The organism is [Lactobacillus] rogosae (assembly GCA_900112995.1).
GTDB classification, from domain to species: domain Bacteria; phylum Bacillota; class Clostridia; order Lachnospirales; family Lachnospiraceae; genus Lachnospira; species Lachnospira rogosae.
Map to the genome: position 1 here is coordinate 1 of FONU01000033.1, position 22,399 is coordinate 22,399.

At 32.9% G+C, this 22,399-nt stretch carries 23 protein-coding genes and 2 pseudogenes; 1 reads left to right on the top strand and 24 read right to left on the bottom strand.

What is annotated here, in order from left to right:
• Window positions 1-278 precede the first annotated feature (278 nt).
• Window positions 279-488 carry a hypothetical protein gene (locus tag BM157_RS11980; protein ID WP_090141300.1) on the bottom strand — a complete coding sequence of 70 codons (210 nt, stop codon included), beginning with the start codon at window positions 486-488 and terminating at the stop codon, window positions 279-281.
• Between the two features lie 107 nt (window positions 489-595).
• Here BM157_RS11980 and BM157_RS11985 point away from each other — a divergent pair, with 107 nt between their 5' ends.
• Complete coding sequence (locus BM157_RS11985) at window positions 596-2,332, top strand: IS1634 family transposase (protein ID WP_090141302.1); 1,737 nt, start codon at window positions 596-598, stop codon at window positions 2,330-2,332.
• 181 nt (window positions 2,333-2,513) lie between these two features.
• Here the strand turns inward: BM157_RS11985 and BM157_RS11990 are convergent, their stop codons facing one another.
• From BM157_RS11990 to BM157_RS12095, 23 genes and pseudogenes are all read right to left on the bottom strand, one after another.
• Window positions 2,514-3,245: a hypothetical protein gene (locus tag BM157_RS11990; RefSeq protein ID WP_090141304.1), complete on the bottom strand. Its 732-nt coding sequence runs from the start codon at window positions 3,243-3,245 to the stop codon at window positions 2,514-2,516.
• 87 nt (window positions 3,246-3,332) lie between these two features.
• On the bottom strand, window positions 3,333-3,626 hold the full coding sequence (locus BM157_RS11995; RefSeq protein WP_318255978.1) for a helix-turn-helix domain-containing protein: 294 nt from the start codon (window positions 3,624-3,626) through the stop codon (window positions 3,333-3,335).
• 79 nt (window positions 3,627-3,705) lie between these two features.
• Window positions 3,706-3,897, bottom strand: a pseudogene (locus BM157_RS13315) (8-oxo-dGTP diphosphatase MutT); the annotation flags it as partial.
• A gap of 5 nt (window positions 3,898-3,902) precedes the next feature.
• Window positions 3,903-4,511 (bottom strand): annotated as a pseudogene (locus BM157_RS12005) (DEAD/DEAH box helicase); the annotation flags it as partial.
• 132 nt (window positions 4,512-4,643) lie between these two features.
• The gene (locus BM157_RS12010; RefSeq protein ID WP_090141308.1) at window positions 4,644-5,546 is read right to left on the bottom strand and encodes a hypothetical protein; all 903 of its coding nucleotides are present in this window, start codon (window positions 5,544-5,546) and stop codon (window positions 4,644-4,646) included.
• A gap of 25 nt (window positions 5,547-5,571) precedes the next feature.
• The gene (locus BM157_RS12015; protein ID WP_090141311.1) at window positions 5,572-5,862 is read right to left on the bottom strand and encodes a hypothetical protein; all 291 of its coding nucleotides are present in this window, start codon (window positions 5,860-5,862) and stop codon (window positions 5,572-5,574) included.
• Window positions 5,863-5,889: 27 nt separating this feature from the next.
• Window positions 5,890-6,615, bottom strand: coding sequence for a hypothetical protein (locus tag BM157_RS12020; RefSeq protein ID WP_090141313.1), 726 nt, complete (start codon window positions 6,613-6,615; stop codon window positions 5,890-5,892).
• 151 nt (window positions 6,616-6,766) lie between these two features.
• On the bottom strand, window positions 6,767-7,540 hold the full coding sequence (locus tag BM157_RS12025) for an ATP-binding protein (protein WP_318255980.1): 774 nt from the start codon (window positions 7,538-7,540) through the stop codon (window positions 6,767-6,769).
• Window positions 7,530-8,423: an ATP-binding protein gene (locus BM157_RS12030; RefSeq protein WP_090141318.1), complete on the bottom strand. Its 894-nt coding sequence runs from the start codon at window positions 8,421-8,423 to the stop codon at window positions 7,530-7,532. The genes BM157_RS12025 and BM157_RS12030 overlap by 11 nt, the downstream gene beginning before the upstream one ends.
• Entirely contained in the window at window positions 8,424-9,023 is a 600-nt protein-coding gene (locus tag BM157_RS13130; RefSeq protein WP_318255981.1) for a hypothetical protein, read from the bottom strand.
• A complete protein-coding gene (locus BM157_RS12035; RefSeq protein ID WP_318255982.1) occupies window positions 9,024-11,420 on the bottom strand; it encodes a DEAD/DEAH box helicase in 2,397 nt (798 codons plus the stop codon). It abuts the gene before it with no gap.
• Window positions 11,421-11,453: 33 nt separating this feature from the next.
• Window positions 11,454-11,621 (bottom strand): hypothetical protein, encoded by a 168-nt coding sequence (locus BM157_RS13135; protein ID WP_318255983.1) that lies wholly within the window; start codon window positions 11,619-11,621, stop codon window positions 11,454-11,456.
• 30 nt (window positions 11,622-11,651) lie between these two features.
• Window positions 11,652-12,053: an ATPase gene (locus tag BM157_RS12040; protein ID WP_090141320.1), complete on the bottom strand. Its 402-nt coding sequence runs from the start codon at window positions 12,051-12,053 to the stop codon at window positions 11,652-11,654.
• Window positions 12,054-12,501: 448 nt separating this feature from the next.
• A complete protein-coding gene (locus BM157_RS12045; protein WP_087275052.1) occupies window positions 12,502-13,266 on the bottom strand; it encodes a hypothetical protein in 765 nt (254 codons plus the stop codon).
• A 66-nt stretch (window positions 13,267-13,332) separates the two neighbouring features.
• Window positions 13,333-13,695 (bottom strand): type II toxin-antitoxin system HicB family antitoxin, encoded by a 363-nt coding sequence (locus BM157_RS12050; RefSeq protein WP_090141332.1) that lies wholly within the window; start codon window positions 13,693-13,695, stop codon window positions 13,333-13,335.
• A 16-nt stretch (window positions 13,696-13,711) separates the two neighbouring features.
• Window positions 13,712-13,936, bottom strand: coding sequence for a toxin HicA (locus BM157_RS12055; protein WP_090141322.1), 225 nt, complete (start codon window positions 13,934-13,936; stop codon window positions 13,712-13,714).
• A gap of 54 nt (window positions 13,937-13,990) precedes the next feature.
• Window positions 13,991-16,150, bottom strand: coding sequence for a DUF2357 domain-containing protein (locus tag BM157_RS12060; protein ID WP_090141324.1), 2,160 nt, complete (start codon window positions 16,148-16,150; stop codon window positions 13,991-13,993).
• Between the two features lie 18 nt (window positions 16,151-16,168).
• Window positions 16,169-18,622 carry an AAA family ATPase gene (locus BM157_RS12065; protein WP_090141326.1) on the bottom strand — a complete coding sequence of 818 codons (2,454 nt, stop codon included), beginning with the start codon at window positions 18,620-18,622 and terminating at the stop codon, window positions 16,169-16,171.
• 196 nt (window positions 18,623-18,818) lie between these two features.
• The gene (locus BM157_RS12070) at window positions 18,819-19,028 is read right to left on the bottom strand and encodes a TnpV protein (RefSeq protein ID WP_318255985.1); all 210 of its coding nucleotides are present in this window, start codon (window positions 19,026-19,028) and stop codon (window positions 18,819-18,821) included.
• Window positions 19,029-19,545: 517 nt separating this feature from the next.
• Window positions 19,546-20,472 carry a GNAT family N-acetyltransferase gene (locus BM157_RS13320; protein WP_456361698.1) on the bottom strand — a complete coding sequence of 309 codons (927 nt, stop codon included), beginning with the start codon at window positions 20,470-20,472 and terminating at the stop codon, window positions 19,546-19,548.
• 11 nt (window positions 20,473-20,483) lie between these two features.
• Window positions 20,484-20,966 (bottom strand): NUDIX hydrolase, encoded by a 483-nt coding sequence (locus BM157_RS12085; protein WP_090141329.1) that lies wholly within the window; start codon window positions 20,964-20,966, stop codon window positions 20,484-20,486.
• A 53-nt stretch (window positions 20,967-21,019) separates the two neighbouring features.
• Complete coding sequence (locus tag BM157_RS12090) at window positions 21,020-21,616, bottom strand: HD domain-containing protein (protein WP_055286620.1); 597 nt, start codon at window positions 21,614-21,616, stop codon at window positions 21,020-21,022.
• A gap of 578 nt (window positions 21,617-22,194) precedes the next feature.
• The coding region (locus BM157_RS12095) for a type II toxin-antitoxin system YafQ family toxin (protein WP_090141336.1) at window positions 22,195-22,399 on the bottom strand (205 nt) is incomplete at its 5' end.

Below are 22,399 nucleotides of genomic sequence, written 5' to 3' on the forward strand. Positions count from 1 at the left end.
TTTCATCTATTCTTACTTGTGTAGGTACTGTAGCCATAAAATCGCCTCCATCTCAAAATACAATAATAATATTATATGCACCTCTTATAATTATATTATACCGTTTTAATTTACATTGTCAATCATTTGTATTGTTTTTGAAAATATAATTTACAGGGGTTTTCTTCAAATAGTAACCGTTCTCCTAAAAATTTCCCATTACAATCCTTGTAGTCTACTCTTGTGTCATTGCAGTTTAATTCCTTAATCTAATTTATGAAACTATTGTCCACATTTACCTATCTCCATCCAAATCCATCTAACTTAGGACATTCTATTTCATAATGATGTATATTCCCCAGTTCAAGAAGTTCCTCCGCTGCTTCTCTTGCAAGTTGTTCCGTGCTGTACACCCCATAAAGAATTGACTCATAATTATCATTGTCACATACATCATCATAACCAATAACAACATATAGTTCCTTGTCTGCGTATCGGAAGTTTGACACCACAAAACCCGCTCAGTCCAATAATGGTCTTATTTTTTTGTAAATTTCTTTTTATCTCTATACCTTATTGTGTTGTAATAGCATTAAAGGATAGGAGGTCTGTTTTTATGAGGTTATTGATTAGTCCATCAAAGAATGCTAAATCTTTTTATGTTATTAAATCCGTTCAGAAAAATGGTAAAAATACTTCTGAGATTGTAGAAAAACTGGGTACTGAAACTTTTATCAAAGAAACTTATGGCGTCGATGATGCTGAGGCCTGGGCTCGCTCTCACGTCAATGAGTTAAATGCTGCTGAAAAAGCTGCAAAAGATGTTGAACACTTTGTACGTTTTTCCACGAATGAACTGATTCCTGCTGGCAAACAATTGTCATTTAATACTGGTTATCTCTTCCTTCAGAAAATTTACTACCAGCTTGGATTACCTTCCATATGCAAGAAAATCAAAAAGGATAATGCTTTCACTTATGGCCTTAATGCTATCCTTTCAAGACTTGTTTATGGCAGGATTCTTTTTCCTTCTTCAAAACTGTCATGCTTCGAACAGTCTAAGGAGCTTTTAGAACAGCCTGAGTTTGACCTGCACCACATTTATCGTGCTCTTTCTGTTCTTGTTGACAATTCTGACTTTATACAGGCTAAGCTTAACAAGCGTTCAAAAAAACTTGTTAAACGTAATACTGGTGTTTTATTTTATGACTACACGAATTACTTTTTTGAGCTTAAGCACAAAGATGGATTGAAGCAGTATGGTCCAAGCAAGGAACACAGACCTAATCCCATTGTACAGATGGGATTATTTATGGATAAATCAGGGATTCCTCTTGCCTTCTGCATTAATCCGGGAAACCAGAATGAACAGTTATCGTTAAAGCCTCTTGAACAGCAGATCATGCGTGATTTTGAGCTTTCTAAGTTTGTTGTATGTACTGATGCCGGATTATCATCATATGCCAACCGCCGTTTTAATAACTTTGGCGAAAGAAGCTTTATAACAACACAGTCCATCAAAAAACTGAAAAGAAGCTTGAAAGAATGGTGTCTTGACTGCAAAGGCTGGCAATTAGAGGGAAGTAAGAAAGTTTATGATATTTCCAAAATCGAAGACACTCCTGAGAACAGAAACAGGATTTTTTACAAACAGATGCTTGTTGAAGGATATGATGAAGAAAGGGATATCGCATTTGACCAGACACTTATTGTCACATACTCTCTCAAATACAAGCTGTACCAGCAGACTATACGTGAGCGCCAGATTGAAAGAGCAAAGAAATATCTGCAGCATCCGGCACAGTATGATAAACACTCTGTTACAGATGCAAAAAGATTTATTAAAAAAACTCCTGTCACTAATGATGGTGAAATCGCAGAAAAAGCTGCCTATGAGCTAAATATAAATGCCATTGAAGAAGAAGCAAAGTACGATGGTTTTTATGCCGTATGTACAAATCTTGACGATGACCCCGCCGAAATAGCCAGAATAAACCATGACAGATGGGAAATAGAAGAATCCTTCAGAATCATGAAATCTGAATTTTATGCAAGACCTGTGTATCTTCACCGCGATGACCGCATAAAAGCACATTTTCTCACATGCTTCATATCGCTTATGATTTACAGGATACTTGAAAAACAGCTTGATAGCAGCTTTACATGTGAAGAAATCATAAACACCCTGCGCAAAATGAATGTCAGGGAAGTTGGTGAATATGGCTATATACCTAACTATACAAGAACAGAACTTACAGATGCAATGCATGATAATGCAGGATTCAGAACCGATAATGAACTTACAACACCAAAGGCAATGGCTGGAATAATCAGACGTTCCAAAGGATTATAAGCATTACGCAAAACATTACGCTTTTCACGAAAAATGTATAAAAGCCGCAAACGCAGTAACTGTCTGCATTTGCGGCGATTTTTAACCTAAAAAGTGTCAAAGAGGAGAATATAAATTTAGTATATATATGGTGTTGTTAAAACACAAGTTGATTTTGGTGAATTTTGAATTATTAAAATAATTATATCTCTATTCTCATCCCCATATGCTCAATAACTTTTTTATATTCTGCACACTTTTTCTTTCCCGCTATATACTTAATCTTCTCTACTACCATATATGCCTCTCCTTTTCTCGTATTAACTTTCAATACATCTCCAGGCACAACAGGTTCTTTTTTATTATATATCCATGCAAAATACTGTGGTCCTTTTATTATTATATCAGTTCCTGACATATCAACATGGCGTCCAATAACAACCTTTGCATGAGGAACCAATGCATTTACTTTATATATCTCTGGATTCTGCCACTTTTTCATATTATCCTTGTGTTTATCTGCAATAAGCAATGATACATATCCATCTACAATCTGATTGTTCTCATCTATTAATATATTATGAGCCATCCTGCCTGTTTTCTTGAAATAATCCTCATAATACTTATATTTTTCGGATTTAGGTTCTACCATTCCAGAACAGTCAATATCGCTAAATGAAATACTTATTATATCATCAATCACAAATATACCTACATTTTTATTATCAATCCATTCACATTGAGATAGTAGTTTCATTGCATCATACATGATATCATCCCTTCTATCTGGATCCTCAGGCTTATACAAACTACGTCCAGTAAAGTATCTCATACCATACGGTTTTAAAATATCAGTCAATCTTTTCTGTATTACTAACGTATCTCCTATACTATAGTATGTATCGTCATATGCTATCAAAATCCCTTCATTCATAAATATCAGCCTCCTAAGTATATAATTTATATATAATATATTAAGATATACTGATACATTTGTCATTGAACTTGTAGTATAAAAATATTATGCAACACATTTCTTTAAAATATTATAATATCTAAAAAGTCTTCTATAACTGTAATCTTTTATATCAGATTTATTTCCACGCACAATATCATCCATTGAAACGCCAAACAGACTACTTAACGCATAAAGATTATCTATAGTCGGCATGCTTATTCCGTTAAGCCAATGATATATACTCTGCTGACTTCCTAATCCAAGATATTCCTGTACATCCTTTACTGTTAGATTGTATTTATCCATAAGTATTCGGATATTCCATCCTGTTTCTCTTTTATTAATTACCGGTATCACATTCTCCTCCTTTTTACTTGATATTAAATCCAAATTTTATTTTAATATCATTCTTATCAAATTTTCCGTATAAATTCTCCTACATATCCATTCTTATCTTATCAATCAAAATAACATCTGCCGGCAGCCATTCAACCTCATCAAGATGCTCCTTAGTCAGCCATTTTGCATTTTCATGTTCCTTTAACTTCAATTCTCCGCTTACTATCTCACACCAAAAACAATCCATTAAAAGGTGAAAATTGGGATAATCATATTCAATTGTATCTATTTAATTCCACTATATCCATAATAATTTGCCTGCTGGATTATATGCTTTACACGTTCATCGCTTGTAAGCATACTAAAATCCTGATTTTCTTTAACATCTCCAACTATAGACAAATCAGTAATTCCGAAATAATGAAATGGACACAACAAGTTTTCTTCCATTGCCTGTTGTAAACGTATCTCGTATGCAATCTTATAATTGAACAACTCATAAACATTTCTACCTGCAATATTATCATCCCGCTTATCAGGAGTTGCTGTCATTCCAAGCCACAACTTAGGCGTAAAATGTTTCATAATCTTCTGATATGTATCAGCAGTTACATGATGTGCTTCATCAAAAATAATACAGTCAAATGCATTTTTATCATATTGAAGCAAATGTTCATCCCTATTTAACGTCTGAACAGTAGCAAATACATAATCCGCTTCATATTCATGATAACCTGCACCAACCAAACCCATAGAAACGGATTTTGTAAACACCTTCTCATAAGATTTCTTAGTCTGTCTTGCAAGCTGTCCTCTATGAACTAAAAATAAAACTTTTTTAAATCCAAGCTCTCTCATTGCAAATGTAGAAGCATAAGTTTTACCTGTTCCTGCTCGTGTCAAGGGTGTGAGGAGATAATTTTGAAAATTTTTTATTAAAAAGCCTTTTCATAGATAAGTTTTACTCAGTTTTGGGATTCCGGATGTAATTGAATGCGGTGGCGAGTTATGACTCCCGCTTTATAATCACCTGAGTTACACCGCTATATTATTCATAATAACAAAATTCTTAAATACAGAATTAATTCCATGAATAATAATCTCTGTTCCCACATCCTCTTCTATTATTTGCTCTCCGAATCTCTTAGGTCTGTACAAATATTCACCGTCAGATATTTTTTCTAAATATATATAATCCTTTAACTCATTACAAAAAACTGCACTTTTATTTGACTTCATTTTGAAAACTAAACGATTATCCAATTCATATCCAACATCATGTAACTCTATCCAGCACTCCAAGCTATGGTCTTTTTTGTGACTTTGTGCTAATAAACCTCGTTGTTCATTGATTCCACAAAACTTATATAAATCAATTCTCTTAACCATATACTGCATATAGTCCTTGATATCAATTTTTCGTTCAGATAACTTTGTAAGATTTACTAAATTATCTCCATCCCAAACCATAATATCATATATTGGTTTATTATTATCCATACCTTCTCTTACATTTTTAATAATAACGCTATCAAAACACCCTTTCTCAATTGCCCATTCAAGAATCTCATCTGTGGATACATATTTCGATTTGTACTTTTCAGTTGTACTTTGAATAAATTCATCATATAATTCTTTTGGAAAAAATCTATCTCTTTCCACCTTTATAGTATCATAATAATAAAAACCACCATTACAAGTAGCATCGATAATTAACGGATGAATTGTGCAAATATTAGCTCGATATAATACCTTATTACCATCAACACCTCCAGCATAACCTATTGCATCTACGATACTGTTACAAAAATAAACCCCATTCTTTATATTATTAATTTCACCTCCGCGAAAAAAAACAAACGGTTCTCCTTCCGTATCCCTAAGTATTTCTTCTCCCGTTTTATTACGATGCCGCTTAAAATAATTTTGTAATTTCATTCAAACACCTCTCTCATTTTATGTATTAATGTCCATCTAACCACAAAACAAAATCTATTCTATACTCGTCATCATTTATCCAATATGTTATAACCTGTAATAATGTATTAACCTTTTGCTTATCAAAAACTACACTCAACAATTTTTCAGATGGAATCTGTTCTCCTTGCTCTGTTGCGGTGAACACTATAGCATACTCTTTCCTGACATTACGTAGTGTCCCCACTATTTCAAACCTCTTGCTCTTTGCTATTAAAAGTGCTTTTTCTACTCTTTCAACAAAGCACTTAATCTCATCCCTGAATAAATGTGCCAATAATTTTACTACCTCATAGCAGCCATTTCATTCCGATTCAACCTTCGTATATTCATATAAGACTGATACATATTGCCTAAAAATTTCGTAATATAATTTATCTTCAGACAACACAGCCTCTCCATATTGCTCGTATAGATATTGTTGCACCAGCATCTCATTTTTCTGTGGTTTACTTAATAAAAATCCTTTATGTGTTTCAGTAACTAACAAATCCATTGATTCACTTTTATTATAGAACTTTTTCCGCCACTTAATATATTCAATAATTTCCAGCGGAGACAATAGTTGCCTGCACATATACTTAAAGTCATCTAACGACATACAATTAACGGTTAAACCATCATTGCTATGACTTCTAAGCAAATGTTCATATTTACATATACTTTTATTTTCAAAAACTACAAGAGGAACAATCTCCGCATCTGAGTTAATCATTGTTCTTTTACCTCTGGCATTTACAAAAGAAATTTTTTCTGTCTTAATATATGAAATAGTGTCCTTTATCTGTTCCTTAGCTTTTTTACATTTCTTTTCCAACCACTTTTCTTCTGTATTTTTACCTTGTGTCCTATCCTTTTCATTCCGCTCCTTTAATTGAATAGCTAGAATTACATCCCCTAAATTTATTATTAAGTCTGCTAATTCTATCTCTGTCCCACCATCTGGAACAAATTTCAATTGTGAATACACAAGTTCTTTATAAAAATAATTCTCCGAAAATGAACTCAATAACTTTTCTGAATTTGTCAATTAAACACCACCTATCCATTATAAATCCTCTTTGAACGCTCCATAAGCACTTTACAACTTGAATATTTTTTCTTAATGAAGAAGTTTTATAATGAGTTGCAATCGAGTGGTAATTGAGTTTTTCATAAAACAAAACTCAATTTTTACTCAATTATTTATACATAACATACTTAGCTGCCGGTCCTTTTCCCATTAATTCTATCAGTTCTTCACTCCTCATTTTATCAACGACACTTCTTGCCTGTTGCTTAGTAAATCCGCACATCTCCTGTATCTTAGCAGATGTTATCTGTTCATTTATCTGTAAATATTCTAAAATCATATTTTTAGCCTTGATATACTGGACTGTTTTATCCCTTGTATATTCCACATCTGATTTTAATGCCTCATAAACCTTAGCTGTAAGCATATATTCCTTGCCAACAATCTCTATCAACCCACTGTTAACCAGCTCATTGCATGACTTTTTTGTTTCATCCAACGATTTTTGAACTTTTCTTGATAGTTCTGACAACTGCTCTTTCCTGTTGTCCATTAAGTCTCTTAATATCATCATTTCAGCCAAAGGCATAATTTTACTATTCTTATCCTGTACTTCGGTAATAAACTTAACAAATTCTGTGTTATCTATTGCACTGAATATTGTCAAAGAAACTGCATCATTAAACGATCTGTATCTTGGATAAGGCTTGCCCATTGAAACCATGTCCTTAAAGATGATATCTACTCCCTGACCGGTTCTCTGAACATATTTCAAATTTTGCAGTGTCTCTGCTATCAGTTTATTCCTTGGTATAGATGGATGCGTTATGATATTGTCCTCTGTAATTCCATCAAGGAATCCGCCTGGATTTTCAATAACTATTTTATCCGGATATTGTTTTACATAAACTGCTGCATTGCTCTGATAGTCTCTATGAGACAACGCATTGAGAAGTGCTTCCTGAAATACTCTCCGGAAAATCTTCCACCTCAAGTCTGAATAATCCTACCTGAATGTTCTCTATCTTACTGTATGCTTGTACTCTCTCGGTCAACTTGTCAATAACGCTTATTAATGGCAGCTTCAAATCAAGTCTTGCATCGTATTCTTCTAAATTATCAGCTGAATAATGTAAATATATAACTTCCGCCTGCGGTAATAATCTTTGAATCGAGGTTTCCTTTCCCACAAAAAGCAGACCCGCAATAGTCAGTCGTTCTACATCTCCATCATATTTTATAAGCTGTAAGTCTCTCAAAAAATCTATATCATCCAAATCTGGTAATGTAGATTTAGAATCCCTGACTCTTAGCTTTTCCTTCAGACTGTACACTTCTAACTTATTTACGTCATCCAGAGTACTCTCACCTATAATTCTGCCTGAAAAATCCGGATTCTGTACAGAAGAATAAACATTGCTCAACTCATCCGGATATGCAGGTTTTGAATTTCTACCTAATCTCTTCAGACATCTGCCATCTGTAGTGGTATATGTCTTTCCATCTGCTTTAACTGATATTGCAATAACGAGTTTTCCTTGATACTCGAAGTCTGATATTTCTGTAAATAATGGTGGCACAGTTCTATCATAAATCCCCTCAATAATACGCTGACCATCATAATTCCTATCACAGCCAGTAACTTCAATAGGCTTATCTTCTACTCCAAAATAAACTGTTCCGCCCTTAGTATTTGCAAATGCTATTAATTCATCAACAGCAAGGGAAATAATTTCTTTCATACTTCTTGTATTTATCCAAGACTTAAATTCAACAGTATCAGTTTCCTCAGTTTCTAATATTTCTTTAAATTCTTGTTCCGTCATTTACATTATACCTTCCCTATCATTATCCCCAAATGTAATCTCCATCAATTCACCTGCTATCTCTTTACTCATGACTCTCATAATACTATCATCTATCTTATCCTTCGCCAGCAAATTAATATTTCCATACCATACTACTTTCTGGTCAATAACTGCAAAACGGTCGCAATATTCTTCTACTGTTTTTATATAAAAGCCAGCTTTACGCATATCTTCATGTAGCTGCATCCAGTATGCTGCATCACCAAATCCATATGAATCGTAAGTCCATGTAACTATTGTAATCTGAACTCCTGCCTCCTGTTTTTCCTTTAGCATGCTGATTAATTCATAAACTTTTTGTCCACTGATGGCTGGACTGGAAATTATTATATTTTTATTGGCATCAAGTAGATCCTTATGAAAAGTTTCTCTATAATTATCTCCCTCATATATTGCATTAACCGTCTGTTTATCAGTCTGAAAGCCATCAGAAATCACGTAGCCAATCTGTTTATATGCTTTCAGCCGCTTCATATACATATTATCAAACATTGGAATATGATTATCCACATAATCATATATTATTACATTTTCTTTACCTGCATAATCACGATTCAATCATCCTGCATACTGTTCAACTACCCCACGGAATGATACAGGTGTTGCCATAAAAAGTGTATCCAGCCTTGGAAAATCGAACCCTTCTCCTACCAGAGAACCTGTTGCTACTAATATCATAGACTCATCATTATTAACCTGACGCATCTGGTCAAGAATTTTCCTATGTTCTTTCTTAGAATTGTTTCCTGTCATAATAAATACGTAATCCGCATAGCTTTTTAAACGCTCAAACAATTTTTCAGCGTGATCCTTGTAACGTGACAAAACAACTGGAGTACGACCTATTGATACGCAATTCTTTACATCCTCAATAATCTGCTCATCCCTCATATCATTATTGTGAATAATCTCATATGCTTCATTAGGATGCATCTTTCCGGTAATCACACCTCTTGGCGATACAGTCCTGGTAAATCGTGGATAGACAAGATGCTGTATCCCCTGATCTTTTGCCTTTTCCTTTGCAGTATAACTATATCTTATAGGTCCGATTAGCATATAATTGATTTTTTCCAGTCCATCTCCTCTTTGGGGAGTTGCTGTCACACCATATACATACTTTGCTTTCACTTCTTTTAAAACATTGGCTATTGTTTCAGAAGCAGAATGATGGCACTCATCAACCAGCACGAGTCCGTATTCATTCAACAGATTATGATACTCTCCCTTTTTGCACAGTGAACCTGCCATTGCAATATCTATGATTCCAGTCATTGAATAATGGGCTCCCTGCAGAGTTCCAATCAGACTTTTTCTTTTCCGTACTCTCCCTGTCTTAGTTTCATAGGTCGGAAGTTCATCATCAATATTTAAGAATCTTCCCAATGCCTCTTTCCACTGCTCTATCAATGCTGATGATTCCAATATAATCAATGTATTCACTTTCTTTTGTGCAATTATCGCACTGCTAACCACAGTTTTACCAAATGCAGTTGCAGCATGAAGTATTCCATTATCGTACTTAATCAGCTCTTTTAATGCCATATCCTGTTCAGGACGCAGTTCACCTATAAAATCCACATTAATATTTCTTCCCTGCTGATGCTCATCTTCGATTTCACAATCAATATCTGCCTGTTTTGCCTTTTCCAAAAGTTCATCCTGCAGTCCCCTTGGTATCTGTATATATCCACTGAGATGGTCTTTTCCAAGATAAATCCATCTTGGAGTATCATAATTTGATATTCCTATTGCCTGATTTTTATAGAAAATCGGATTACTGATTGCTGCCATTCTGCGGATTCTGTTCTGCATAGTTGCTTTCAAATTCGTATTGTCCACATATATTCCATTTGATAATGTAATATGTATCTTCCCATCTACATCATTTTTATTAAAATGCTGCATTCTGTTCCATGGTTTTTCCCTATCACTTTCATCAGCATCTGCGGCTATATCCTCAATAGGATTTGTCCATTCTTTTATTTTTTCTTCTAGAAATTCCTGTGATAATCTTGGCTTGCTAAATAATATTCTCCATTGGTCAGCATATGCATTCCAGTTGAAATCAACGAATGCACTATTTCCATCCTGCAAAGCCTTCCTCTGCAATGGCAATGCAATCAGATTGCCAAGTGCACTATTATCCCGTAATGAATCCTGCGCTGGTAACATTCTGTCATAATATTTAAAAGATTTTAAATTAACCTGTTCCGCACCTTTATCAAGCAAAGAATATCCAAACTTTCTTACCAATGAAGCAGCTATCGGTTTATCAAAGAATATCCATACGTGTGCTCCTTTGCCGGACCTCGAACGTTCTACTAATGGATCTATTCCATTTAATACACAGATTTCTCTCATTGCCTCAACTTCTACAATCCATGTATCATCAACATTTGCAAAATCCTTTTCTTCTGCTCCTTTATCATGATTATCAAAGTCAAATACCATAAATCTACATGTTCCATTACTTAAAAGTGGATATACTCCTATTACATCAGATGCATTATAAGAATTCCCCTGCAAATGATTTAATATATCGTATTTTGTTATTGGTTTATAAGAACGACTCTTACAATCCTTACAATTAATGTTAATGCCATCTTTTATCTTCTTATGACATACATTTGTCCAGAAATTATTACACTGAAAATAGTATGCTGCCTTGCCAGTTTCTTTGTTAACACTACGTTTAGCATAAACGTCCTGTCTGCCCCAAAACATTCCAAAAAACTGGTTTGCCATATTTTCTGTTATTGCCTGTGGATGAAGGATTCTTTTGCCTTGTTCCGGATCAAAAGCTTCTTTACTACCACTTTGCCTAAACATCGATAATTCTTTATGGTATGACAATCCTGCTTTGTCCAATATATTTTTTAATATCTGGTTTTCCAGTTGTAGGTCATTCAACTTTTTCTGAAGTTGTGATATGTTTTCTATTGAATCACGCATATTGGCATACCTCCCGGTTTTACACTCCCGACTTTATCTATTGAAAAAATGCTTCATTGTTTGTTTCAAATCATCGCTAAAATCTTCCAAGTCATCTATAGTTATTGCTCCCTCATTCAGTAGTTCCAGCATAATGTAAAACTGATTGGATCTGCTCATTTCACATTGTACACCACAATCTTTTTCTGAAAATCTGTTCATATTCCATGATCTCCATTGCAATACATAAAATCACAACTCCCCTGCCAGTGTTATTTTGTAGTTATCAAACTTAAGCACTTTAAAACTCTTATCAGATACATTAAGTCCATCACAATTTTGTAAGAAAAGCATATACTGATTTGATAACTCAAAATTAATGAATCTCCTGACATCATCATTAATCAAACAATCTGCATTATCTATCACAACAAAATTATTGCGGCACTGTTTTATTGCTTCTAAAAAGTCATCTGATTTATAATTAAATAATTTGATAGCATTGTATTCCTCTGTAAGTCTTATATCTTCCAACATTCCATAAAGAAATGTTTTACCTGTACCACTATCTCCACCAACAAGAGTAATTCTATCATCAAATTCCAGATTGTATGAAAATGGTTCTGCTTTAAATATAACACTTTTATAAATCATATACATTTCCTTTCATACTACATCGAACACTATGACCTTATGCCGTAATAACTATATAAAATTTTAATGATATTATAAGTAAAGTCAAACATTATATTGTTATCATAACATATTCTTTAAATAAATGCTCAAACTATTGACATGTCTACACATATTTCAGCTTAATAATACATAATTATATCTCCGGACACTTCTGTTTGATACTTATCAATTTCTGTGATACTATTAAAACAAGTATCATATAGGTATCACAATAAAAGAAAAAGCCCCATAAATGGCTTGTTTACGCCATTTATGAAGCTCTGTTTACTGCTCAAACTCGGCAAATCCAAAGATATTATTAAACATATTTGTTTAAGCTTTGTATCTTTTTTGCCGTTATTTTATTTCAGTTGTATATATTATTTTGGCTCACTGATTTTCTGTTGCCAATTTGTTGCCAGAACTTTTATTTTTGATTATTTTGGGCTTTATCCATCTTTTCTTGTAATTTCATTAATGCATCAAAACTCTGCATTCCCTTTTGTGGATTCTCCATCAACTTATTCATAAAAATTTCAAGTAATTTGTCCTCTGGCTTAACAGCACTACCAACTTGTTCATGTTTTATTGTTTCTATAAATGCAGAAAGCATTTGTGAAAATCTAGTTTCAATATTGCTTTCAAGTTCTTTCATACTATCTGGAATTTGTTGCACTTCTAGTAACAATGTTGATAATATCTCCGCATTTTCTACTGCACTATTCTCTGATATATTTAACAATGCACTTACTTCACTAACTGGGTTATGAACCGTTTCACCATTTTCAATAGCTTGCATCATAGCCTCAATATCCTTCTTAGCTAAATCAGCACCACTCAATGTTGTTTCATATGATATAGTTCTCATATTAGCTATATCAAAAGGTATATTCACGTCTCCCTTTATAATCTGAATCGCCGGTTTACGATATGAATGTCTAATAGCTAATTCATAAAATACATTTGGATTACTTCCAGTCAAATCAGCAATTACTAAATCAGCAGAAATAATTTGTTCTATAATCGCCTTCGTAATTAATCCACTGTTTGTCATTTTATCAGCTCGCACAACAGAATAACCAAACGAGTCACAGACTGGATTGATAATATATTCCAAAACTTCATCTGCATTTTTTCGTATTTCTGTACCTTCTTTTCCAATAGGTGTTATTATAAAACATACCTTATCCATTGTACCCCTCCACTATTAAATTGTTTTATAGACTGTAAATTTCTCTTTACCAACCCTACACATTCTTTATTTTGAATACACTGCATCATTTCTTGAAAGAAGATACACACAATATTGATTCATGCTAATTCCTTCTCTCTGAGAATGTTCTGCCAGTAATCGGTGCAAGCTTCTCGGAATTCTCAATTTAAACTGTCCAGAATAATCTTCCAAACTATCTGGTTCATGAATCTCTACGCCTTCTTCTAATGCTACTTGAAACCATGCTTTTTTAGCATCTCGTGCATTTGCTACTGCTCTCTCCACTGTTTCACCACAAGTAATGCACCCTGGCAAATCTGGATAAGAAACCACAAATCCGCCTTCATCCTTATCTTCCACAATTTCCATACGATAGGACATTGCCATATAATCATTCAGCGTCTTCATCATTCTTCGCCTCGCTTTATACAATCTGCCTTACCATTTCTACATATACTTTCTTGATTGGTTCGTGCTTTGGTATTGTAATTGGCATACACCCTTGTTTTCTGAAAGTATAAAGACTACTTCCATTTCTTGGTGCATTCATTTCGTAACCATAGCTTTCCAATACCTTCCGTAACTCATCAAACCGGAGGTCTTTCGATAAATTGCATATACGTGTTATCAGTTTATCCCACTTTGACATTTATTATACCTCCTATTCATATTATACGTGATGTCGCATATGGTGTCAATCAACTTATTTATGTACATTCTTTTTTAAATAAAATTTGCATTGCTCCGCACCAATACATCCCGGCAAACCTGAAATCGAACATTCTACCCTACCATTTGGCTTGTTCCGCTTCACATATTGAATTAAATTTCTGCAACTATCTTCCTTTAACAGTTCTCTAAATTTTTTAGGAATATAATGTTCACATGTAGCGTTAATAACTGTACATGGTTTTTTTTGACAGAGACAGATATTTTTGGCATAATAGAAACAATTTTTTCCACTAACATTAATATTTAAGCTATCATTTTCCTCTTTTTTCTCTACCTCTGTCTTTGGCTCATTCTCTATCTTCTCGTGCTCAATTTCAAAATTATTCAAACTCATTTCTTTTTTAGAAGAATCTATATTCTCACATTCCTCCTCAAGTATATCAACAACTTTGAATAATTTTTCTATTTGCTCTTTAAGAATTTGCGTTCCCACATCTCCATCGACAATTGTCAAAGAAAAGTATTGCGGAAGTGAATGCTTCAGTGAATTAATTGCATTTTTCTTAAAATAATATATTTTGTCTTCCTTACTAGGATATATCGCTCCAATTCCTATTACATCTGAAAAAAACTTGTCCTTAGATGCTATTTGTGTTCCGTATTTCAAAACTAACGCTGGAATATATCGCCTTTTCACATTATAGAAATTTGAATATTTAGCATCAAGTATATAATAGTAATCTTTATAATTCCCGGATATTTTCAATACAAAATCCGGGGTCCATCTATCATTCCACTTACTTTTTATAAAATTGTAACCTGTTGAATACAAATTAGTACATGCATTACTTCTATCTATCCAAATAGATGGTTCATATAATAATGTTATTTCATATCCATTACCTTCAAATATATATTGGTTATTGATATTTTCAGAATCATCTTCTACATCATATATAATTCGGTCTGAATCTTGCAAAATAAATCCGCACAAAGCAATTGCGTTTTGAATTTTTATCAAACAATAGTATTCAAAAATTCGGCTTAGTGTTTTTAGTTTGAATAAATAATTTAAATGATCAAAAGTATAATCCCCTGCTTCAAACCATTTTGCCATACATTCATAACAGATTCGATAATGATATATTTGTTTAAATGTATTCGTAAGCTTAGGCAATCCATATATATCCTCTGGTATACACTTTAAATTTTTTTCATACCTATAATATATTTCTTCCAAAATATCTTTTTTTTCAGAAAATCTATCCACCACGCCTTTATAATAAACATAAACGCATTTTCCTGTAAGCGCATGCGTATTTGGCAATTGTGCAACTATTGATTCAGGTATGTTTTCTACCTCTACAATTTCTTTAGCAAATCCTATAATTTGATTTTCTAAATAATCAATGACATTTTTTAAAAATCCTAATATAACTCTATTTTCATACACATTATAAGAATACTTAGAAATATATGTTTTTATTTTCGATGGCATATAATTGTGACCATTAAAATTTATTCCTGTTTTTTTATCAGTTTTCACAAGATTATCTGGATTGCACGCAATCCACCTTAAACTTTCTTGATTTACTACTCTCATTGATCTTACATCTTCTACACTGGCTACAGGTTCTACAAAGGACTTCTTATGATTAAAAAAAGAATCATAATTCTCTTCGTAAGTCTTTATAATTTCATCTACCAATTTAAGTGTATTCCAAATAGATCTTGTACTGTCATTCTTAAGTCCTGAATTTTTTTTGTTACGACTAAAACATACCTCCAAAAAATTAGGAATATTTTTTTCTATTTCATCTAGCATCTGTTCAACTTGTCTTGTTGTTTGTTTAGTAGTAGCAATTCGAAGAAAATCCGTGTAAAAATGTTCTTCTTTTTCCTCTTTTTCGCTTACCCACACACTTATATATGCCAAATCAAAACAACCACCAAAAACTAAATCTTGATCCGTTTCATACCAATCCGTAGATGCCTTATAATGTATAGGTACTGAATAGTCTCCCACAAATATCTCTACATTCTCATACTCTTCTATTTCACGCAAAATAAATTTGTATTGATAATTTTCAAAAAATAATTGTTCATTATTAAATGCTTCGAAAGATGGTTGACGATCACGCAACAAGATTTCTGCAACAGTACCATCTGGCTTAACTATGCATAACTTCATGTTGACATCCCCTTTATTTTATAAACTAAAGAAACTATAAAATTCATGCTCTGATTTTTCGAGGATTTTAGAAACAATACTTGCACTTTTATTTAATTGATTTTCTTTGCAAATAGTCATTAACCCATTCAAAAACTCTTTATACTGTTTTCCATTTCCGTTAATACAAGGAAGTATTTTCTGTGATATAGCATAATCAAGCGCAACTTCTTTTGATGACATAAACATTTCAGCAACAAGATAATAATGGCTTATTAAGTGAATACTTCTTGCACTTATTGTATGTCCACCTTCTTTCATCTTATCAATTATTCTATCTAATCTAGTCTTTGTAATCTGATTCATTTTTTTATCCTTGACGTTATGCCAATCAAAGATATTGTTTAATGTTTCTAACGAAATTACTTCACTATTATTCTCAACAACCGAATCATCCATCAACCCTGAGACAATAACATCTACAGAAACTGGATTCATAGATATAACCCATGCTCGATCAAGAAATCTTGGTGAAAGATCCGCAGTTGTTTGATCATAATTAATAGTTGCAAGAAATTTTAACTCTGAACCAAATTCATATTTTTCCCCATTTGAATATGAAACAACTTGATGTGTAGGATCATCACAATAATAATTAAAATTAGACCAATAAAATTCTATTGGGCTTAAATTAGCTTCATCAAGCAACACAAGATAAGGTGCTTCAACTATGTTATTCACATTTTCCTCATTCAATTTTTTCATACACTCTGAAAATCTCGGTTGAGTACTTTCTATCTCTTTAGTTAATGGATTATAATACCCCACTAAATCTTTTGAAGAAGTCCAGCCTCTTTCAACAAGTATTTCTGCAAATCTAGAATCATATAATCCAAGTGCTTTAGCTAACAATTTACACAATGAAGTTTTTCCAGTTCCCGGTTCACCTGCAAAAACAGTTATATAATTTTGTACTATGCTTATCAAATAATTGTAAGCATCATCTTTACTAATTACACGCCCCGCTTCTTCAAATTTTTTACAAAGAATGGCTACTATTTCATCGGCATCCACATCCTTTTTTAAATTAACCATTCTACTTAAAACATTTTCTTCTACTGTTTCTTCTGGCATTTCCAATTGTGAAACTAATAATTTAGTTATTTCTGAAGTTCGATTATTTGCAGCCCATTCAATAATTTTAGTATTTAAATCATTTGATACCGTTCTATATTCATCTTTTATAGAATCACAAGCCCTTTTCCATGTATCTCTATCTACTTCAAACTGTTTTGCTTCTTTTTTTGCCTTTTCAATTGCAATTTGTACATCTTCTAATTCTTTTCTATTTTCTGATACTAAACTTTCTATTTCTTGTTTTTTCTGCTCAATCGCTTGTTCTCCAAGTTTTTCCAATTCAGCTTGTTTATCACTTAATTTTTGATTTCCTTCCTCTATTTCTGTTACGAGCTCTTCTCTTTTCTTTTCTAAAATATTTAACTCGCTTAAAATTTCTTTTTTCTTTTCTTCGTAATGAACATCTTCACGAACAACATTGGTTAATAATTCTTCATGTGTTCTTAAATACTCTTCTTTATCTGATTTTGCATTAGGGTTGTTTTTAAAATATTCTTCCGTTAAACGTACCTTATAATCACTTAAATCTACTGATGTCTGTAATAACTCACATATTCTTTTAATTCTGTTATCCGTTAATTGACCTTCTTCAGAAAAAGAATCTGCCAATTTCAAAAACTGTTCTCGTATTCCAGCCAAATTATCGATTTCTGATGATTTATTTAAAAGAGTTTTAAAAAAGTCAGCAAGTTCTTCATTGTCAATATACTCTATTTTTTCTTCAGGCTCAATAGCTTTTAAATCACTAATATTATAGATAAATTCTATGCGATCATTTCGTCTGATTGAAAAGTATCCATCCATAATAATTTTTTCTATATCTGAATTTCTATATCTATTTATAGTTCCACTATTTACAAATACTTTAATAGTATAATATGATTCATCGCCATATGAATCTTCGATATCAGAAATCATAAATTCAAATGGTCCATAACAATCCTGTGCATACCTCAAAAGAATCTGTTTATTAGGTCGATGCTTAATCCTGATAGTTCTTTTTGTTTTGTCGTTTATAAAATCCTCAATTGCATAATCAATATCTATAATTTCAACAACTTCATCCTTATCAAAATCATCTATTGCATTGAAAGGAATCTGATATTTATTACTATTATCAGTATAAGGTGCATACCCCGGATGTAAATCTCTATTAAAATCAATCTTGAATTGTAATAATCTATTTTTTATACTTTCTGTATCACTATCAGATATACCAGTAAGTGAAACTGTTCCACCATTTGGAAATTCTCCCCACCTATCTTCAATTCCTCTTAATTTGCCATCTTCCATAATCTCGTATTGAGGACGGATAAAACTCTTATTACCAAATGCTCCCAAAAAATATCTATACATCTTTTGTCCCTCCAAATTAATTATCTTATTTACATTCCAACACTCACTCAATGAATTTTCGTAATTATACACCCCTATTAAATAGGCTTTTCAATGATATAATTTTATCTAAATTTTACCACATTTAGCTTAATTACTCCATTGATTTTTACAAATATCCAAGAAAAAGAGTGGTAAATATTACCACCCAAATTCTTTATTCACACACAATTTCTTTCAATATCATCTCCTCCGCACAAACCCGGATATTATTCATTCTCCTAACCCTTGCCATCTGATCCTGCATCTTCAATTCTTCTGTCACGCCTTGCCTTTCTTTCATCTGCTCCACCAGTCTGTCCATCATCTGATTACACTCCTCATCAATCAGATACAAATGCTCATTTAACTTTCCAGCAAATATCAACTCCAGATATTATCCTTTCCGATGCTCTTGCAAATATTCCTTTCTTGTAAATCGTAACTTTCCATACATCTTTTTTCTCTATTTTCATGCAAATTAAAAAAAGATACAGCATAAATTAATCTAATGTATTTTACACCAGATTGTTTTATCCTGTACCTTCTGTTATTATATCTGAGTTACATATAAACAAAAAGCAGAAACCTCCCCGACCAAAGTTTGGTTTCCTGCTTCTTACACCAACATAGGAAAACCTATGTCTTACTTGACTATGATAACCTTATTCGTCGAAGAAAACAATTTTCAATCGATAAAGCGACAGCCCCTTAATCAGGTTTTGCACCCTGCCGGGAGCTTTTCTGCCTGCGGCAGTCAGTGTACATAAGCCTCCACGGTATCAACCACATCACATGCCATTTTTTACACTATATATAGCCTTTAAGCTATCACACTTTATTGAAATATCCATGTTGCCTCCTAACTGCAATGTAATACCTTTCACACCTTCAGTTTTTTGTACTTACATATCTATCCACTGTATAAACGCTGTTTTATCCGTACTATTGTAGCCAGCATTTCTATAGAAATTCAATGTACTCTCTTCCTTTGAACCAGTAAGTAACATCATTTTATAGCAATTATTTTCCTTGGCAATATGTTTTGCATAATTTAAGCAATCCGTAGCATATCCCTTCTTTCGGTAATCTCCGTGTGTTACTACATTCTCCACAAAAGCATATGGACGAACATTTCTTGTAAGGTTCGGAATAACCACACATACACATGATGCAACTATCTTTCCATCTACCTCACAAACAATCAAATGATGATTGTTGTCATTCATTATATTTTCCCACATACTCCTTAACTGCTCAGATTCTTCTGGTACGCTCTTTTCATGCAAATATAGATATAAATGCAGTATTTCAGTCAAATCTTCTTCTTTTGATTCTCTTACCACCACAATTGGCACATTGTTAGCACAAATATTGGCATGTAGCACAAACCTTTGATTAGGATATCCAAATTCTTCAATCAGCTCGCCCTCTTCAAATCCAAATTTCTTATATAATTTTCTAGGTGCAATTCCTTTAACATCATTTTCTCTAAATGTAGACACAGTTATATCTTTATCTCTGTCAAGCTTATCAATTGCTTCTCTTAAAAGAAGTGAAGCAATTCCCCTTTTTCGATAAGCTGGATCAACAGCCAAACAACATATCATATTATACTTCCTTGAATATAAAAGTACGCCAACAATCTCTTGTTCGTTCTTCACGCACAAAGCACGTTTGTCATTCATGAATTTCAGTACTATTATTTTGTGTTCATCTATACTCTGCTCTGTCTCTAATCCTGGAAAATTCCAACTTACTTTTCTCACTAATCGCATCCATGAATCAATATCTGATGTTCTGCCAAATTCTACCTTCATATTTTCTATCATTGACTATCTCCTCAAATCTGCTTTGAAACAAAATGTACAATTTCTTTCCCTGACTCAAGGATATATGGTATCAACTCTAAAGGATATACCTTAGTACCCTTCTTTAAATCTTCTAGTGAAACCCAACAGAAATCCAAATCAATTCTTTCATTATCCAGCTCATCATATCCATGAAACACACCATCTAATGGAATATTATCATCTATCAGATGTACATTATAATATAAGCATATCTGATGACAGGGTCTTTTTCCCCATGGAAAATAAATTTCTCCGATTGCTAACAGATTATCTACCTCTATCTTAGCATGAAGCTCTTCTTCAAATTCCCGTTTAAGAGTTTCCATACTTGTCTCCATAGCCGCAACATGTCCGCCAATAATGGCATAATCATCATTCTTCGGACGCTGTAACAAGATTTTACCATTATGTTTCAATATACCGCCAACTCTGTATGAAAATACAAAATCATCATTTTTAAATAAAATATCCACTTAACCACCTCCAACCTGTTCATAAAACTTGTAGTAAAAATATATTTATAAGATCATAAATCTCCTGGTGCAAATGTATCTTTCTCACATATAAGGTAAATGTCTTTATTCATTTTCCCTTCAAAATATTGCTTCAAATTCATATTGGAATTCCACTTGTCCTGCGGATAAAAGCCATACCTTTTCTTTACGTCATTCATCCTATTTTCTATATCAAGAACTCCTTCCGCTCCTGCCAAACAATCGCACAATTGAATTAACCGGTCATATTCATCATATATGGTCTTTGCTAATTCAGTTTTTATAATTGTCAATTCTTCATCTGTAACATCAAATTTTCCGATGTATTCATCTATCGTATGATTATTAAAAGAATGGGTTAAACATATCTTTGCTACTTCATCATATCCCAATGATTTCATATATACGTATCCATCATAAACATGTCCAAGATGTCTTACACCAAATTTTCTTCCTATATCATGTAGTAAACCTAATATATATGCTTTCTCAACATCCATATCACCACATGCACTTGCTATTTTTTCTGCACAGTGTGCTGCTGTTAAACAATGTTTTCCCCAAGGTCCCGGATTAAATAATAACCCATCACGAATTAACTTCAGTGCTTCTTCTCTTGTTGGCAACATAGCTTGTACCTTCTTCCTTTTTTATTTACCTTTTCAAAACTGATAACTTCATTACTCTCCCCACAAATAGAGCCAAACTAGAGCCATTCGATAAAACAAATGCCGGAAACCCGCATAAATACAGGCTTTCGGCATTTCTGTCCGTTATTCAAACTCGGCAAGTTCTGGCGAATTAAACTCTATTTCCCGTTATTTTTTCTAACCTTTTAAGTTAGAAAACTCATTATTTCTTTTTATTCACACCCTGTTTTGAAACTTTTTAGTACCAAATTAGTACCAGCAGCCATTTTATCATTCTTTGGGGGTCAAGTGGCTTACATTTGATTTAGTATCACGAAGATTAAATGTTATTAATTATCCAATCTTCAGCCATATTATACATCTGAAACTGCCACTTTTCAATTTCTTTTTTCTCTGGTACTACAATTTTAGTACCAGTAAAAACAGGTTCTATCCCAGTATCCATCGGCATTTCAGCAAATGTATCAATTTTTTACATTATCCATTACTCAAATTTTTATGAGGTCTTATAGATTTTCCATCACTCAAACCACTATAAAATACATTTGCATATTTTGCTACAAATTGAACAAATCCGCATGTGTTCCAGTATCAACTAAAGTCAATGTTAGAACATCATTTTCCTTCAGATAAATTAATAACCAATCTGGCTGAATGTGACATTCCTTGAACCCCTGGTATTTCCCTTTTAGTTCATGGTCACGATATTTCTCTTCGAGAGGAATATCATTCTGCAGCATCGTAATAACTTTATCTAAAAGT

Excerpts from the sequence above, each read along its gene's own strand:
- BM157_RS11985 (WP_090141302.1), top strand. The coding sequence starts at position 596 with ATGAGGTTATTGATTAGTCCATCAAAGAATGCTAAATCTTTTTATGTT.
- BM157_RS11990 (WP_090141304.1), bottom strand. The coding sequence starts at position 3,245 with ATGAATGAAGGGATTTTGATAGCATATGACGATACATACTATAGTATA.
- BM157_RS12010 (WP_090141308.1), bottom strand. The coding sequence starts at position 5,546 with ATGAAATTACAAAATTATTTTAAGCGGCATCGTAATAAAACGGGAGAA.
- BM157_RS12030 (WP_090141318.1), bottom strand. The coding sequence starts at position 8,423 with ATGACGGAACAAGAATTTAAAGAAATATTAGAAACTGAGGAAACTGAT.
- BM157_RS12035 (WP_318255982.1), bottom strand. The coding sequence starts at position 11,420 with ATGCGTGATTCAATAGAAAACATATCACAACTTCAGAAAAAGTTGAAT.
- BM157_RS13135 (WP_318255983.1), bottom strand. The coding sequence starts at position 11,621 with ATGAACAGATTTTCAGAAAAAGATTGTGGTGTACAATGTGAAATGAGC.
- BM157_RS12040 (WP_090141320.1), bottom strand. The coding sequence starts at position 12,053 with ATGATTTATAAAAGTGTTATATTTAAAGCAGAACCATTTTCATACAAT.
- BM157_RS12045 (WP_087275052.1), bottom strand. The coding sequence starts at position 13,266 with ATGGATAAGGTATGTTTTATAATAACACCTATTGGAAAAGAAGGTACA.
- BM157_RS12050 (WP_090141332.1), bottom strand. The coding sequence starts at position 13,695 with ATGAAGACGCTGAATGATTATATGGCAATGTCCTATCGTATGGAAATT.
- BM157_RS12055 (WP_090141322.1), bottom strand. The coding sequence starts at position 13,936 with ATGTCAAAGTGGGATAAACTGATAACACGTATATGCAATTTATCGAAA.
- BM157_RS12060 (WP_090141324.1), bottom strand. The coding sequence starts at position 16,150 with ATGAAGTTATGCATAGTTAAGCCAGATGGTACTGTTGCAGAAATCTTG.
- BM157_RS12065 (WP_090141326.1), bottom strand. The coding sequence starts at position 18,622 with ATGTATAGATATTTTTTGGGAGCATTTGGTAATAAGAGTTTTATCCGT.
- BM157_RS13320 (WP_456361698.1), bottom strand. The coding sequence starts at position 20,472 with ATGATAGAAAATATGAAGGTAGAATTTGGCAGAACATCAGATATTGAT.
- BM157_RS12090 (WP_055286620.1), bottom strand. The coding sequence starts at position 21,616 with ATGTTGCCAACAAGAGAAGAAGCACTGAAGTTAATTCGTGATGGGTTA.